Origin of the sequence: Qingrenia yutianensis (genome assembly GCF_014385105.1) — a bacterium.
GTDB classification, from domain to species: domain Bacteria; phylum Bacillota; class Clostridia; order UMGS1810; family UMGS1810; genus Qingrenia; species Qingrenia yutianensis.
On the sequence record NZ_JACRTE010000010.1, the window covers coordinates 47,018 to 60,736 of the forward strand.

Here is a 13,719-nt window from a genome sequence, read left to right on the forward strand (position 1 = left end):
GCATTTCTCCTTGTTAAAAATGTCTATTTTCCGCACCGTTTGAGATATTCATTCCAAACGTTTTCAAACCAAAGCTCCGATTTTGGAATTTCTCTTACGTCCTCGCCGAAAGCGGAAAATTCGCCGTCTTTATAGCAAACGCTCACCGTTTTGCCGTCATATTCCGCATTTGACGAAATTTCAATGTCAAACACTTCTTTTCCTTTCGGAATGTTTTCGCACACCAGCGAACCACCGCGCGTGCCGATTTTATCCGCCGAATAAAGCATTGCACAGAGCACCGCCGACGATGTCAAATACGAATCCCGAAGCTTGAACAGTGCGGTTATATCACGCACACCGCCGTTTTTGTAGTCATCAAAAAAACTACCGTAACTTTTCAAAAACTCATTTTTCAGTTCCGCCATTTTGCGCGGTATTCTTATGTACGACGCAAAATTGCTCATTTTTTCACGGCAGGTGCGCTGACGGTCGTAAATTTCGCCGTTTATCTCACCGTTGTCGGACAAACAGAATATAAAATCAAAAATATCGCTATGCCTTAAAATTATATCTTCAATATTTTTCGGCTTTTCACCGTTTTTCTTTTTATATGCTATATGCTCCGCCGCGCGCATTGAGCCGACCTGTGTTGAGTTGAGCGCCGAACCGCCCGGACGGTATACACCGAATGTTCCTGCCGCCTCGCCTGCAGCATACAATCCGTCAATGTTTGTCTGCCAGTTTTTGTCAACCGCAATACCGCCGTTGTTGTGCTGTGCGCAAACCTCAACGCGCAAATATGAATTATACAAATCTATTCCGTTTTGCGCATAAAGGTCAATCGCCTTTTTATTCATCTTTTCAAGACGTTTAATCGGCGTTTTTATAAGTGCGCCCGAATTTTTAAGATAGTTATACGCCTCGTCCGACAGACTTTCAAAACCGTTTTCAAGCGCTTTCGGCTCTTTTGTAAAGTCCATATAAACCTTGTTTTTCTTGTTTACGGTTTCGTTAAAAATGATCATATCAATTATCGACGAACCTTTTATTTTTGCACTGTCAAACGGCCACTGATAGCCCTTTTGAAAAACAAAATTCACGGTGTCGGAAGGATTTTTAAAGTAATCGTTTAAAAATTCTCTTTCGTTTCCGTCTTTGTCAACCGAAACATACCGCGGAATAACCTGCTGATATGTTCCCGAAACGTTCCAGCGGAAATCCACCGACGCCAACCCATACTGCCATTCCTGTAAATTCGACGTTTTTGCGCCTGCCTCAACCGCAAGCGATGTCATACCCGTGTGACAGCAGGGATAAACGCTATTTTGATAAATTCCGGCAGATCCGCCCGTTGCGAGAATTATATTTTCACATTCAAAAATCAAAGGACGCATATTTTTTGAATTTTTGTCAATTCCGATCGCGCCGATAATTTTGTTTTCGTCACAGATTAAGCGCACAATCAGCACATTGTCGAAAATTCTTATATCTTTGCACCGAACGCTTTTTTCGAGTGCCTCGGTCATATATTTTGACGTTAAAGGCCCTGCCGACGTTGCCCTTTTGCAAACATCGTGGTCGGTCATATATCCTGCATATTCGCCGTATTCGTTTGTGGGAAACGGCACACCCAAAATTGCAAGCTTCATAAAGCTTTTTGCCGACCCTGCCGCCTCGCAGAGCGCCGTGTCGCCGTTTACCGATTTTCCGTCAAAAAGCGTTTTCGCCATTTTGCCTATGCCGTCCTCCTCACCCGACGACATAGAAAGTTTGTAATACGTTTGCTTGTCGCTTCCCGTATTGCGCGACGTGCCCATATTAAAACCCTCGGTTGCAAGTGCAATATCGCAAACACCCAAATCGCAAAGCCAGTCGGCGGCATTAAGACCCGCACAGCCGCTGCCTATAACGAGGGTATTAAGCTTGTAAATCGGAATTTCAAAGTTTTTATACTTATACAAACAATTATAATCTTGCAATATGAAATCCTCCGTCCACATCTATTGACTGCCCGATAACATATGGCAAATCGCCCGAACAAAGCGTGTATACCGCCTTTGCTATATCCTCCGGCATACCCCATCTTTTTTGTGGGAGCAGTCCGCCGTCTATCAAAGCGTCGTATTTATCTTTAACCTTGTCGGTCATAGATGTTGAAATTATGCCCGGACGGACTTCGTTTACTATAATTCCGTCGTTTGCAAGTCTGTCCGCAAAGAGCCTTGTAATCATTGAAACACCAGCCTTTGATATGCAGTATTCCCCGCGGTTTACAGAACTTGTGTATGCCGACATAGACGAAATATTTACAATATATCCTCTTACGCCGTCTTTTAATTCCTGTTTAAGCATTGCGTTTGCCGTAAGCTGGGTTAAAAAGAGTGTTCCTTTTGTGTTGATGTTCATAACAAAATCGTAGCTTTCCTCGCTCATTTCAAGAAGGTCGGCACGCACTCTCGGCGCAACGCCCGCAACATTTACAAGAACATCTATCCGTCCGCACTTTTGAATTGCGGTGTTTATAAGATTTTCTCTGTCTGCCTTTTTAGACAAATCGCCTTTTACATAACTGAAAATTTCATTGCAGATATTAGTTTTATCGCAAATATCCATACCGACAACAAAATAGCCCTCACTCAAAAATTTTTCAGCCGCCGCGCCGCCTATTCCGCCGCAGCATCCTGTTATAATTGCTGATTTCATATTTTAATCTCCCTTTAGTTATTTATACAAAACTCTTTATAATACGGCATATATACCTCACTGTCACGGATTACGCACCCTGTAACGGTTCCTGCGCGCATAAGCTCGGTGCATTTTCCGCAGGCTATACAGCATTTTTTGTCGTCGATTTTTCCGTTTTGCACCGCGTCTTTGTAAATATTGGGATACGCAAATGCCATTCTGCCGAAGCCCTGAATTTTGCAGTAATTTTCTTTAACCGCGCCTGCCGCAAGATTAAGACTTTCTTTTCCGAAATACGAAACACCAGAGCCGATAACCGTAAGGGACGGAAATGCCGACTGAATTTCTTTAATGCAGTGATACATTCTGTCAACGCCGATAAGCGGATTCTCGGTTGCAAGATTGACTTTTGAATTGCTCGGACGGTTGACAAATGCATTAACATACGGATTTCCGATTGTTATGTCTATAAGCTTTACGCCAAGACGGTTATGCAGAATATCAATAAGCTTTTTCGGCTCGTCGAGAACGATGTTTTTTGTGCCGTCGTCCTTTACACCGAAGCCGTAGGGATATTCAAATCCGTCGTATACATTAAGGCGCGTGGTGACTATAAAATCTTTTCCCACAGCGCTTTTTGCGTTTTTAATACCGTTTACAAGGAGCCTTGTTCTGTTTTCAAAACTTCCGCCGAACTCGCCGTCACGCGTATAAGCCGAAAGCATTTCGGAGGCAAGATAGCGGTGACAGCATTTTATGTCAACACCGTCGAAACCCGCCTTTTGCGCCTCATATGCCGCCGTGCCGTAGCGTTCTTCAAGCTCTTTTAACTTATCGTCGGTTATAATTCTTGATTTATCTATCGGATTATCTTTTTCAAAAATCGGGTTGTTGTAGCCGATAATCGGTTCGGGAAATCCGTTCGGTTTTGAATATCTGCCCGAATGGGTCGCCTGCATAATCACTATCGGCGCAAACCCGTTTTCCCTCACCGCAGTATTTTTTATGTTTTCTATCATTCTTTTAAATGCGTCAATGTTGTTTTCGTTCATAAAGAGCTGACGCGGATTTGCCCTGCCCTCGCCGACTACCGCGGTTGCCTCCAGCCAGATTATTCCGGCACCGCTTTTTGCAAAACGCAGATACCGTCTTTCGGTAAGCTCGCTCGGAACTCCGCCTTTTTCTGCGTCACACCCCTCCATCGGCTGAATTGCAATTCTGTTTTTCGCAATTCCGTCACCGAAGTCTATCTCTTTTGTCAAAACACTAATATCATCGGAATACGGGATATTTTCAAGTCCCATATTTTTAGCTTTATCAAATAAATTTTCTGTCATAAACACACCCGTTTTCTGTTATAATATCAATACCAGCGCGGCGCTTCTTTGCCGTCTGTTTTTTCCGCGCCGTTTCTGTCGCGCAGATATACTTCTTTTTCAGCATCATATACCAAACCGTTATTTTCGTCGTGAGCAGGCCGTTCATTAAGACGCCACGGTTTATCGGAAGAGAACGGCGAGTCTTTCACAAACTCTTTTATTCTGCCTCTCTTTTCAAGATGCTTTAAACATTCAAAAACGCACCCTCTGCCGCCGCACTGTGCAATTACCGTGTTCGGATAATGCCCGTTCATAGCATTAAAAATCGGCACGGCTTTGAAAAATCCGTTTAAACCAAGCTCCAGCGCCTCAACCCACGACGGCTCCTGCTCGTCAATGGGAATATAAAGTCCCGGAAACTGCTTTTGCAAAAACGGTGACGATTTTTTGTTAAGTCCGTTATGGCACATCTTGCATCTTCCGAGGATAAGTTTCGCCCATTCGAGATTATTTCCGAAAAATTCCATTTCTACCTTTTCGTCTTTTGAAAGTGCGTCGGCAGGACAACCGCGCACGCACGATTTGCATTTGTCGCAGATTTTTCCGACCGATATGGGATCGGACTCAATTTCGGCGTCGGTTAAAACAATGCCTATTCTCTGACGAGGTCCGAATTCGGGACTTAAAAATACTTTTGAATATCCAAGTTCTCCCAATCCTGCCGCCATTGCCGCAATTCGAACGCTTATGCTTATTTCTCTCGGCGGTTTGTCGGGCGACGCTTTCGGCCCGCGCGGACCTTTTTCCGGAAGCGTTGCGCTTGACGGAAGGTGCATTGCCTCATAACCGCTTTTTTCTATGTAATTTGCAAGTTTATATCCCTCTGCCTGGATGGCGGTGTTAAGCCCGAGATAAGAATACGCGTTGTATGAAAGATAATTTGTTCCCTCATCAATGCCGTGATACGGTCCGCGCAGTATTCTTTTTAAAAACACGATAACCGTTTTTGCGTTTGGCATTACCGTTAACGGATGCATAAATTTCGGCGCTTTTTCAAAACGGTCAACAGAGGCAAATCCAACCTTGTCTATATTGAGGTTTTCTTTTACGTAATCTCTTATTGTCTGTGCGTCAAGCATCGTTTTCACCCCTGTACTTATTTTTGAATTTGTATTTCAAAAGACCTTTATCTTCAAGATGTGCCATACACGCTCTTCCGCACAAGGCAAGCGTTCTGTCGCCCTCTGCGCTCGCCCAAAACGAGTTGGGCAAAACTCCGCTTTTGCAGTTTTTGCAAAACGCCTTATCGCGCTTGTATATTTCAACATCAAATCCCTCACGGTCAATCTTTTCTGTTTCGCTTGCCGTCAGAGCGCCGGTGTAGCATTTTTTTGCACACTCTCCGCAATCGTCGCAAATACTTTTTTCAAGTATCTTATCGCCCTCAAATTCAGCATTCGTCAAAATCATTGTAAACTGCTGACGCGTTCCGAATTCGGGTGTAAGAAAAATTCCGCATTTACCGAACTGTCCGAGCCCTGCAAGATGTGCCGCAAGATATCCGTCGGGAACAACGTCGGGCGCAGGCGCTCCCTCTTTAACCCGAACGCCCTGAGAACGCATTTCGAGAGGATAATTGTAAAGCGGAACAACGTCGTATCCTCTGTTTTCAAGCTGTGTGCAGATGTTATATGTAATTTCTATGGTCAGCGACGAATCCAAAAATCCGCCCCGTGTATAAGCCGTCGCCCAGTCGGAATGGCTCTCCGCACCGCGCGTCCAGCCTCTCGGAATACTGTGCATAAGCACAAGAACGCTCTTTATGCTCGGCAAAATATGCTTAGGATTGCCCTCTTCTTTAATATTTTCAAATCTTTCAATCGGTGCAACGCCAACTTTGTCTGCGCCGTATTTTTCACAAATTTCGTTTAATTCTTCTCTGCTTATCATTGAGATTTCTCCATTCGGAATTTATTGACAAATCTGTCTTTCATCACGGTGTTTTCAAGATGTGCAACGCACGCCCTTCCGCACGCCGACGAAATTCTCGACGGTTCGATATCGGCATTCATAGCCTTTGCTCCGCGATTTAAAATATTAAAATCACCGTCATCAAGATATTGATTGCTTAATGCGCCGTATGTGCACACAAAACATTTTTCCACGCAAAGCTTGTTCCAGCTCACTGTTTTTCCGCCTATTTTCTGCACTGCGGTTTCGGTTGTGCTTATCGCACCGTACGGACAAGCCTTTGCACATTCTCCGCAGTTGTCGCAAATGCTTTTTTCGCTTATTTCGTCCGGCTCAATTTCGGCATCGGTCAAAATAACCGCAAAATACTGTCTTACGCCGTAGCGTTCGGTTAAGAAAAACTTGCCTGCGCCTATTTCGCCGAGACCTGCGGCGTACGCGGCATATTCAAAAAACAAAACCGTATTCTCCACAGCTTTTTCGACATCCCCTTTAAAAAGCGAAGGAGGAATTTTTGTAAGACAAACCGCCTCATATCCGTACTTTTGCTCAAAAAGTCTGCTGAATTTATATGTAACCGCCGGTATTACCATAGGATTTACGGGACTGCCGGCATTAACCGCGCCCCAGTTTGTGCCCTCTTCAACTCCGCGAAGTGCACCGCGGTTTACCGAGAAACCCATAACTATCACCGATTTTACGTCATTTTTCAGTTCTTTAAGTTTAAATTTGTCGCCGTCCTCCAAAAATCTTTCAATCGGCGCCGCTCCGAAAAGCTCCGCTCCGCATTTTACGGCAAGCTCCTTTATTTCGCTGTTGGAAATCAATGTATTTTCCCCCGTTTCGCAATACTATCCTAATTTAATTTTATTTTACAATATTTCGCCTTTTTCTTCTCGTACTTTTTTTGGTATGTTAATATGTAAAATTTAAGATGAATAATTTGGAAATAAAAACAAAGGAATTGGTTTTTACATATCATAAAAACCAATTCCCTTGATAAATACAAATATTTTCATAAATTTGCATAAAATTTTACATATAAAAATTTAAAACCGCAGACGGTTTAAGTTATTCGCCGTCTGCGGTATATATCTTTCTGAACTGCGACGGTGTAAGACCGAATGTTTCCTTAAACCGTCTTATAAAATTGTTAACGTCGGCAAACCCTGCCGAATACGCAATGTCGATTATCGACTCACTGCTGTGAGTGAGCTTGCGCGACGCGGCATTGAGCCTCAACTGCATAAGACATTTTTTCGGGCTTTGCCCCACGTACTGCTTAAAACACGACGAAAAATACGGCGCCGAAATGTGGAACTGCTGTGAAATATCGCGTATGCGCAGATTTTCGCTGAAATGGTCGTCGAGAAAACTCTGAACCTTGAAAATCAGCCTTACGATATTTATGTCGTCATCGCTGTTGTAAAGCAAATCGCCCTTTTGCTTGCGCAGTGCGAGAATTAAGATATGCTCCACGAGCATAAGCTGAACTCTTTCGGAATATTCGTCATTATTTCCGGCCTGTACCTCTTTTATAATCATTTCGATAAAGTTTTTTATAATTCCCTGCTCATTAAAATGCAGACAAAACCTGAAATCGGAGGTGCGTTTTTTGAAAATACCGAGAAGATTAAGGTCAGTGATTTTCTTTTCCAAAACGTCGGGCGAAAGCATCAGAACATACCGTTTATACGGCGTTTTCAGCACTTTGGTGTAGTGCGACTCGTATGTATTTAAGAAAATAACATCGCCCTTTTGCGCAATAATCGCCTTGTTGTTTACAGTAATTTCAATCATTCCGTCGGTAACAAACAGTATTTCGTATTCCTCGTGAAAATGAAGCGACAGATTATCGCTTTTAACCTTGTATTGCACAAGCGGTATAAGATTTTCCGGCATACATTTCACCCCCGCACAGCACCTTTTTCGCCGTTTAGTTTATGTAATTAAACAATATCACACCGCCGTTTATTTGTCAACAGACGCGTAAATATTTTTGTGTTTTCGGGCATTTCATCAAAATATTAGATGAAAACAAGTATTCTATATTGTATGATATATTATTTAAAAAATATATATCAAAATAATATTTGTTTTTTGCCATATAATACTTAAAATGAGTTTTTCGATACAGATTGTTTCAGTTCCTGACAAATTCCCTTAAAAAATATTGTTCGCCGATTTAAACAACTCTTCTTCGGAATCTCTCTTATAAAACACATTTAAAATCAAGTAAAATGCAGCAAATCAAGCAGAATTGCCGAGCGCAGAGATTTGCAATAATATTTAATATGCGTGCGACAGCACAATAACAGCGCCCTCCATACAAACACCGACATATGATTTTATAAACGATTTTTCCATAAATGATGTAGTTTTTCCGGCAAAGGACGCAAGCGACACAGGAGCTATTTCGGTGTAAATAAAGAGCTTAAAAAATCTGCCGTACTCTCCCTGCCTGCGTATTTTCACGCCTTATAAAAAAATCCGGCACGGTGTGTGCTATTCTTCCAGCACAGAAATAAACTCGTCGGAAAAAATCTCCCCTTTTTTATACTTCGAGCGTGCATCTTGATAAACGGCGATTTTTTCCTTAATCGCCGTTAGGGCTTTTTCGTCAGTTGTTTTTTTACGTTTATAATAGAGTGCCTGATACTTTTTTTCATACAAAGAAAGCGCACTGTCCGATTTGACTTTTTCTTTGAACTGTTTTTTTGCTCCTATTTGTCTGCATGTTTTTCCGTCCTTATAAATATTGTCGCAATATTGAATACCGTGGTTATCCGCAATAAAAAATCTTTTGCATACCGGGCATTTTAAAATCGGAATGTTATGAAGAATTGAGTGCATCATTTCAACCAAAAGCAGTCCCGAAAGCTTTGTAAGCCAATAAGTTTCAACCATATCAATATTATCGTCAGTATTGACAATAGCTTTTTTCTCAGACAAAATGCAGCCGCCGCACAAACTAAATTCTTCCTCACATTTATAATAGGCGGATAGCTTGTCTTCGCCTTTCTTGCTCGAAAAGCAAAGCTCCAAAAGCGAATTGGCCTTATCTCTTAATGTATCTAACTCTTGAACAGGAAACAAAATTGAAAGCGCTCCGTAATTGCCTGTCGCTATTCCAAAAGTTATCCTTCCCAATCCAAAAATCCGATTACATTCTTTAGTTGAAATATTTATATGATTTTCTAAAAATGACGCTTGAAACTTCATAAATTAACCTCCGAAATATTACAAAAATATTTCAAGTGATATTTATTTTAAATAATCACTTGACAAAGCCTCTTGCACGCGCTATTATATTTACAGAATATTTATTCTTGGTAATCGCTTGAAACTATTGTACCACTATTTTTTATTTTTTGCAATAGTTTTAATAATTTTAATGGAGGAGGTGAAATAAATATGAGCAAGGTTTTAAAAACCGTAAATGGTGAAATGCTGATGAATACCTTTTTACCGCCGATAGAATTTGCGGTGGAAAATTTAATTCCGCAGGGACTGCATATTTTATCGGGAAGTCCGAAAATCGGTAAATCGTGGCTGGTGCTTATGCTATGCTTAAAGGTTGCAAGCATCGCGCGTGGCTTTACCGCACGCGCATTCGCACCGAAAACGGCGCGGACTTTCGGGCAGCAGCCCGTACCCACTTTTCAAAGCAAAGGAGGAACAAAATGAGACACAGAAATAATGTTATATCCATAAGAGCATCAGATGTTGAGTACAATGTAATTAAAAATTTAGCAGGAGATGCAAAGGAAACTGTGACGGATTACATCATCAAATGTGCGATGCAAAAGAAAATCAATGTGATAGATGTTAAGCCTTTGATAACCGAAGTGAAAAGAATCGGCGGCAACATAAACAGACTTACATTGCTTGCGAATATGGGTAAAATAAACTCTGTATATTTGCAAGATGTCAGTGCGGAACTTAAAAACATATATGACGAGCTTCAAAAAATTTGCAAGAGGTGTTCGTAAATGGCAATCGTGGTTGCACTGAACAATAAACGCCAAAGCCGAGCCGGACTGTCAGGTGTTATAAATTATGTTGCAAACGACAGAAAAACACTTTTGCAAAGCGGTGAGAAATTAGTTTCGGGAATAAACTGCTCTTTCCACTCCGCCTACGATGAATTTATACTGACAAAACACTTGCACTCAAAGACGAACGGCAGATACTTTTATCACTACTGTCAGTCGTTCAGTCAGGAAGAAAAAGTCACACCGAAAACCGTACACGAAATCGGCGCCAGACTCGCAAAAGAATGTTTTGAGGGCTACGAAGTAATCGTCGGAACGCACATTGAAAAAAATCATTTGCACAATCACATCATCGTAAACAGCGTCAGTTTTGAAAGCGGAAAGAAACTTCATCAGGATAAAAAATCGCTTGAAAATATCCGAACCGTCTCCGATAAAATATGCTCCGAATACGGACTTTCGGTTATAAAACGAAAGGATCAGAAAACATCAGAAACAATGACACACGGCGAATATACGGCGGCAACTCTCGGCAACAGTTGGAAGTTCAGGCTTATAAATACCGTTGAAGCTGCAATGAATATCTGCAAAAACAAGGCGGAATTTATATCCTATATGGAAAGCGAGGGATATAAAGTAAACTGGACAGACGAGAGAAAATCTATTTGCTACACCACTCCCGGCGGCAAAAAATGCAGAGATTACAGACTGCACGAAGATAAGTTTTTGAAGGAGAATATGGAAAATGAATTCAACTTTAGAGGAATTAAAAAGTATGAACCGACAGACGCAGGACTTAACACCGATTTTAAATCGCCTGGATATTTTGGAGGAGAAAATCGACGCTCTGTCACATCAGAACAGGGACAGACTGACGGCGGAATTGAATTTGCTTTCAACACAGGTTGGGAAAATTCAAGAAGAACTTTTTACAAAAACCGAGAAAGGATTAAAGAAAATCCGCATAGCGGTGTATCGCATAACAGGGGCGTTAGTGATTTCAATAACCTCAATTACGGCATTGGTCAAAGGGTGTTTAGCCTTGTTAAATCTGTTTCGGGGATAAGCAAAAAGAAAGGTTATGACGAGGACGACACGGCAGCAATATCTCTTATAACAGGTCTTTCCGCCGCATCGGTTTGCATAATGATTGAGCTGATTAAAAACGCACGTGATAAAGATTTGACGGAAGGCTACATAGAGGAGATGGTTGAAAAACTCGGCGAAAATGAAGGAAACGAGATCGGCGGTATGAATATGCAGTAAAATTAAATAATAAAAATTGAATATTTGGATTTTGACAGACATAGTATGTAATATAAATCTGATTTGGAAATGGAGGACTTTATATGAAAGGACAAGTTTTACATATAACCTTCCATAATCCAAATACAAGGTCTGACTCCGAAAAAATAGCCGGTGAATTTATTTCACGGGCGGCAACGGGAGTATTGACCAAGATGATTTTAGATAATCAAGAAAAACGAACCTCAGGCATTAAAGATTCGAAGTAAATATGGTTGTGAAAGGCAAATTTTCCGTAATACTGCGTCAAAATGCTCGTTAATCCACAAAGGATTAACTGTGCTTTTTCCTTGCCTTACAATAAATTTGCACTCTCACAACTCTGCGACCTCTGATTTAGGAAAATTTTTGTTTTGTCGGTGCGTAAAGGCGAAGCAAGGCTGTCGCCTTGCAAGACTGACAATCCGTCAAAACGGGAATTTAACAAATCAGAGGCATATTGAGTTCGATTCTTTAATGCCCAAAAACAACTCTGAATCAGAAAGTGATTTGGATTAGGAAATAAATAGGAAACATACTCCGCCTGAACGATATTTTTTGGGCGGAGTATTATTTTAAGAGGGAATCAAAATTCCTTCGTAGACTTTTGAAAAATTGTGTGGTATGTTGTGTGTTGTGCACAGCGTACAAAACAAGAAAGAGAGGTAATTATTTATGAGAATTGCACCTTATTGCAGAGTATCAACTGACAAAGCAGATCAGCTAAATAGCTTAGAAATGCAGAAAAAATTCTATGGTGAATTTGCAGAAAGAAACAATCACGAAATTACTCATATGTATGCAGACGAAGGCATTTCAGGAACACAGATGCGAAAGCGTCCTGAATTTATGAGACTGATGCGGGATGCAAGGCTTGGCAAATTTGATATGGTGGTAACAAAAGACATATCGAGAATGGCAAGAAACGTGGTCGACTTCCTGCAATCAATAAGGGAACTGAAAGCTATAGGAATACCTGTTGTGTTCGTAAACACTAATTTGTCAACTGAGGACGGAGAATTGGTGCTCACTATGCTTGCAATGGTAGCACAACAGGAAAGCGAAAACACATCCAAGAGAATCAAATTTAGTAAAAGCTTAAACGCTGAAAAAGGCAAGGTGCCGAATCTTGTGTATGGATATGATAAAATTATCGGCGATTACTTTAACCTAAACATTAACCCCTTTGAAGCAAATGTAGTTCGCCGAATATATCAAATGTACATAAACGAAGAATATGGCGCAAGCAAAATCGCGAAAATTCTTAACGAAGAAAATATTAAAACAAAGCGAGGATGCAAATGGACGCAAAACGGAATTTGCAGAATTCTTACCAACAGGATGTACTGCGGAATTATTATCAATGGCAAAGAGGAAGTAAGGGATTTCCTGACAGGCGACAGAATTGATAAGCCTGAAGAAGAATGGAAAGTCACAGAGAGACCTGATCTTGCGATTATAGATATAGATACCTTTGAGATTGCTCAAAAAAAGATGGAGATAAACAAACAAAAATTCTCTCAGGGGCAGCGAAAAGACTGCAAGCATGTATTCAGCACCTTGCTTAAATGCAGTGATTGCGGACACTTCTTCAGGCAAGCCAAACGAAAAGTTAAAATCGGTTATAAATATACTTGGGTGTGTTGCGGACGGAATATCAACGGAGCAGATTCCTGTAATAACAAAACGGTCATAGACGAAGGTGAACTGCTTGCTTCCATCAAGCAATATCTTACAGAACTGATTGAAGATAAGCAAAAAGTTATTAAGAAAATCGTAAGCGACTTTAACAAGAATTACGCACCGATGCACCAAAATCTTAAAACTGAAAAAGAAATAACAAAAGAGATAGAAAAACTGAAAAAGAGCCGTCAAAAATATGTCGATATGTATGATAATGACATTATTTCAATGGAAGACTTAAAGGAGAAGACCGGCTCAACCAACAACCAAATCAAAAAGCTTGAAGAAAAGCTTAAGATGATAAAGTTCGGCATCACACAGGCGGACAAGCTTGAATACGGGCTGACAGATACATTCAAGAGCATAGGCGATATCCTGAGTACTGCCGAAATTACCAATGAAATGCTGAAACGGGTCATAGACCGCATTGAAGTGGCTGAAGACGGGCATATTGACATATACTTAAGGCTCCTTGCAGACATAGGATTAGACGAAAAGTATCAATGTTCATCTATCAGTACATAAAGACATAAGCGAAAGACTCATAAAAATCAACCCGGCTCTTGCGTCGCAGGTGAGGGTAATTCTTGACGAAAACAAGGCGGAACGCCACATCAGAGGCGGACTTGCGACACAGAAAAAATACAAAAAAGCATTATAGCGCAAATACTATGTGATACTGAGACTATCCCAAATTTTGTGTAAAGTCTATACAAGACCTCCAAGATGATATATAATAAAAATATCATTTTGGAGGTTTTAGTTATGCCTAAGTACAAATTAAGTCCCGAAGAAAGGGC

General features: G+C 41.0%; 14 protein-coding genes and 1 pseudogene. 6 read left to right on the forward strand and 9 right to left on the reverse strand.

The annotated features are described in order from the left end of the window. Window positions 1-23 precede the first annotated feature (23 nt). From H8706_RS08590 to H8706_RS08630, 9 genes are all read right to left on the reverse strand, one after another. On the reverse strand, window positions 24-1,961 hold the full coding sequence (locus H8706_RS08590) for an FAD-dependent oxidoreductase (RefSeq protein ID WP_262432288.1): 1,938 nt from the start codon (window positions 1,959-1,961) through the stop codon (window positions 24-26). After that, window positions 1,948-2,685: a 3-ketoacyl-ACP reductase gene (locus tag H8706_RS08595; RefSeq protein ID WP_262432289.1), complete on the reverse strand. Its 738-nt coding sequence runs from the start codon at window positions 2,683-2,685 to the stop codon at window positions 1,948-1,950. The genes H8706_RS08590 and H8706_RS08595 overlap by 14 nt, the downstream gene beginning before the upstream one ends. 14 nt (window positions 2,686-2,699) lie before the next feature. Then, complete coding sequence (locus H8706_RS08600) at window positions 2,700-4,004, reverse strand: oxidoreductase (RefSeq protein ID WP_262432290.1); 1,305 nt, start codon at window positions 4,002-4,004, stop codon at window positions 2,700-2,702. 26 nt (window positions 4,005-4,030) lie between these two features. Further along, window positions 4,031-5,125 (reverse strand): hypothetical protein, encoded by a 1,095-nt coding sequence (locus tag H8706_RS08605; protein WP_262432291.1) that lies wholly within the window; start codon window positions 5,123-5,125, stop codon window positions 4,031-4,033. Then, complete coding sequence (locus tag H8706_RS08610) at window positions 5,118-5,936, reverse strand: hypothetical protein (RefSeq protein ID WP_262432292.1); 819 nt, start codon at window positions 5,934-5,936, stop codon at window positions 5,118-5,120. The genes H8706_RS08605 and H8706_RS08610 overlap by 8 nt, the downstream gene beginning before the upstream one ends. Further along, a complete protein-coding gene (locus tag H8706_RS08615) occupies window positions 5,933-6,784 on the reverse strand; it encodes a 4Fe-4S binding protein (protein WP_262432293.1) in 852 nt (283 codons plus the stop codon). Before H8706_RS08615 ends, H8706_RS08610 begins: the two co-directional genes overlap by 4 nt. Before the next feature lie 244 nt (window positions 6,785-7,028). After that, window positions 7,029-7,859: an AraC family transcriptional regulator gene (locus H8706_RS08620; protein WP_262432294.1), complete on the reverse strand. Its 831-nt coding sequence runs from the start codon at window positions 7,857-7,859 to the stop codon at window positions 7,029-7,031. A 387-nt stretch (window positions 7,860-8,246) separates the two neighbouring features. Continuing rightward, window positions 8,247-8,432 carry a hypothetical protein gene (locus tag H8706_RS08625; RefSeq protein ID WP_262432302.1) on the reverse strand — a complete coding sequence of 62 codons (186 nt, stop codon included), beginning with the start codon at window positions 8,430-8,432 and terminating at the stop codon, window positions 8,247-8,249. A gap of 30 nt (window positions 8,433-8,462) precedes the next feature. After that, a complete protein-coding gene (locus H8706_RS08630) occupies window positions 8,463-9,179 on the reverse strand; it encodes a DUF6076 domain-containing protein (protein WP_262432295.1) in 717 nt (238 codons plus the stop codon). Between the two features lie 192 nt (window positions 9,180-9,371). Between H8706_RS08630 and H8706_RS08635 the strand changes: the two genes are divergently transcribed. The 6 genes and pseudogenes from H8706_RS08635 to H8706_RS08660 form a co-directional block, all read left to right on the forward strand. Next, entirely contained in the window at window positions 9,372-9,644 is a 273-nt protein-coding gene (locus tag H8706_RS08635) for an AAA family ATPase (protein ID WP_262432296.1), read from the forward strand. Continuing rightward, window positions 9,641-9,949, forward strand: coding sequence for a MobC family plasmid mobilization relaxosome protein (locus H8706_RS08640; protein ID WP_262432297.1), 309 nt, complete (start codon window positions 9,641-9,643; stop codon window positions 9,947-9,949). The genes H8706_RS08635 and H8706_RS08640 overlap by 4 nt, the downstream gene beginning before the upstream one ends. After that, a complete protein-coding gene (locus tag H8706_RS08645; protein ID WP_262432298.1) occupies window positions 9,950-11,218 on the forward strand; it encodes a relaxase/mobilization nuclease domain-containing protein in 1,269 nt (422 codons plus the stop codon). It abuts the gene before it with no gap. A gap of 83 nt (window positions 11,219-11,301) precedes the next feature. After that, window positions 11,302-11,466, forward strand: a complete 165-nt coding sequence (locus tag H8706_RS08650) for a hypothetical protein (protein WP_262432299.1) — start codon at window positions 11,302-11,304, stop codon at window positions 11,464-11,466. A gap of 445 nt (window positions 11,467-11,911) precedes the next feature. Further along, a complete protein-coding gene (locus H8706_RS08655) occupies window positions 11,912-13,444 on the forward strand; it encodes a recombinase family protein (protein ID WP_262432300.1) in 1,533 nt (510 codons plus the stop codon). Then, a pseudogene (locus H8706_RS08660) lies at window positions 13,434-13,580 on the forward strand (sporulation transcriptional regulator SpoIIID); the annotation flags it as partial. The gene H8706_RS08655 and the pseudogene H8706_RS08660, both read left to right, overlap by 11 nt. Window positions 13,581-13,719: the final 139 nt, after the last annotated feature.

Coding starts and splice junctions, on each gene's coding strand:
- H8706_RS08655 (WP_262432300.1), top strand. CDS start 11,912: ATGAGAATTGCACCTTATTGCAGAGTATCAACTGACAAAGCAGATCAG.
- H8706_RS08595 (WP_262432289.1), bottom strand. CDS start 2,685: ATGAAATCAGCAATTATAACAGGATGCTGCGGCGGAATAGGCGGCGCG.
- H8706_RS08610 (WP_262432292.1), bottom strand. CDS start 5,936: ATGATAAGCAGAGAAGAATTAAACGAAATTTGTGAAAAATACGGCGCA.
- H8706_RS08620 (WP_262432294.1), bottom strand. CDS start 7,859: ATGCCGGAAAATCTTATACCGCTTGTGCAATACAAGGTTAAAAGCGAT.
- H8706_RS08630 (WP_262432295.1), bottom strand. CDS start 9,179: ATGAAGTTTCAAGCGTCATTTTTAGAAAATCATATAAATATTTCAACT.
- H8706_RS08645 (WP_262432298.1), top strand. CDS start 9,950: ATGGCAATCGTGGTTGCACTGAACAATAAACGCCAAAGCCGAGCCGGA.
- H8706_RS08605 (WP_262432291.1), bottom strand. CDS start 5,125: ATGCTTGACGCACAGACAATAAGAGATTACGTAAAAGAAAACCTCAAT.
- H8706_RS08640 (WP_262432297.1), top strand. CDS start 9,641: ATGAGACACAGAAATAATGTTATATCCATAAGAGCATCAGATGTTGAG.
- H8706_RS08600 (WP_262432290.1), bottom strand. CDS start 4,004: ATGACAGAAAATTTATTTGATAAAGCTAAAAATATGGGACTTGAAAAT.
- H8706_RS08650 (WP_262432299.1), top strand. CDS start 11,302: ATGAAAGGACAAGTTTTACATATAACCTTCCATAATCCAAATACAAGG.
- H8706_RS08635 (WP_262432296.1), top strand. CDS start 9,372: ATGAGCAAGGTTTTAAAAACCGTAAATGGTGAAATGCTGATGAATACC.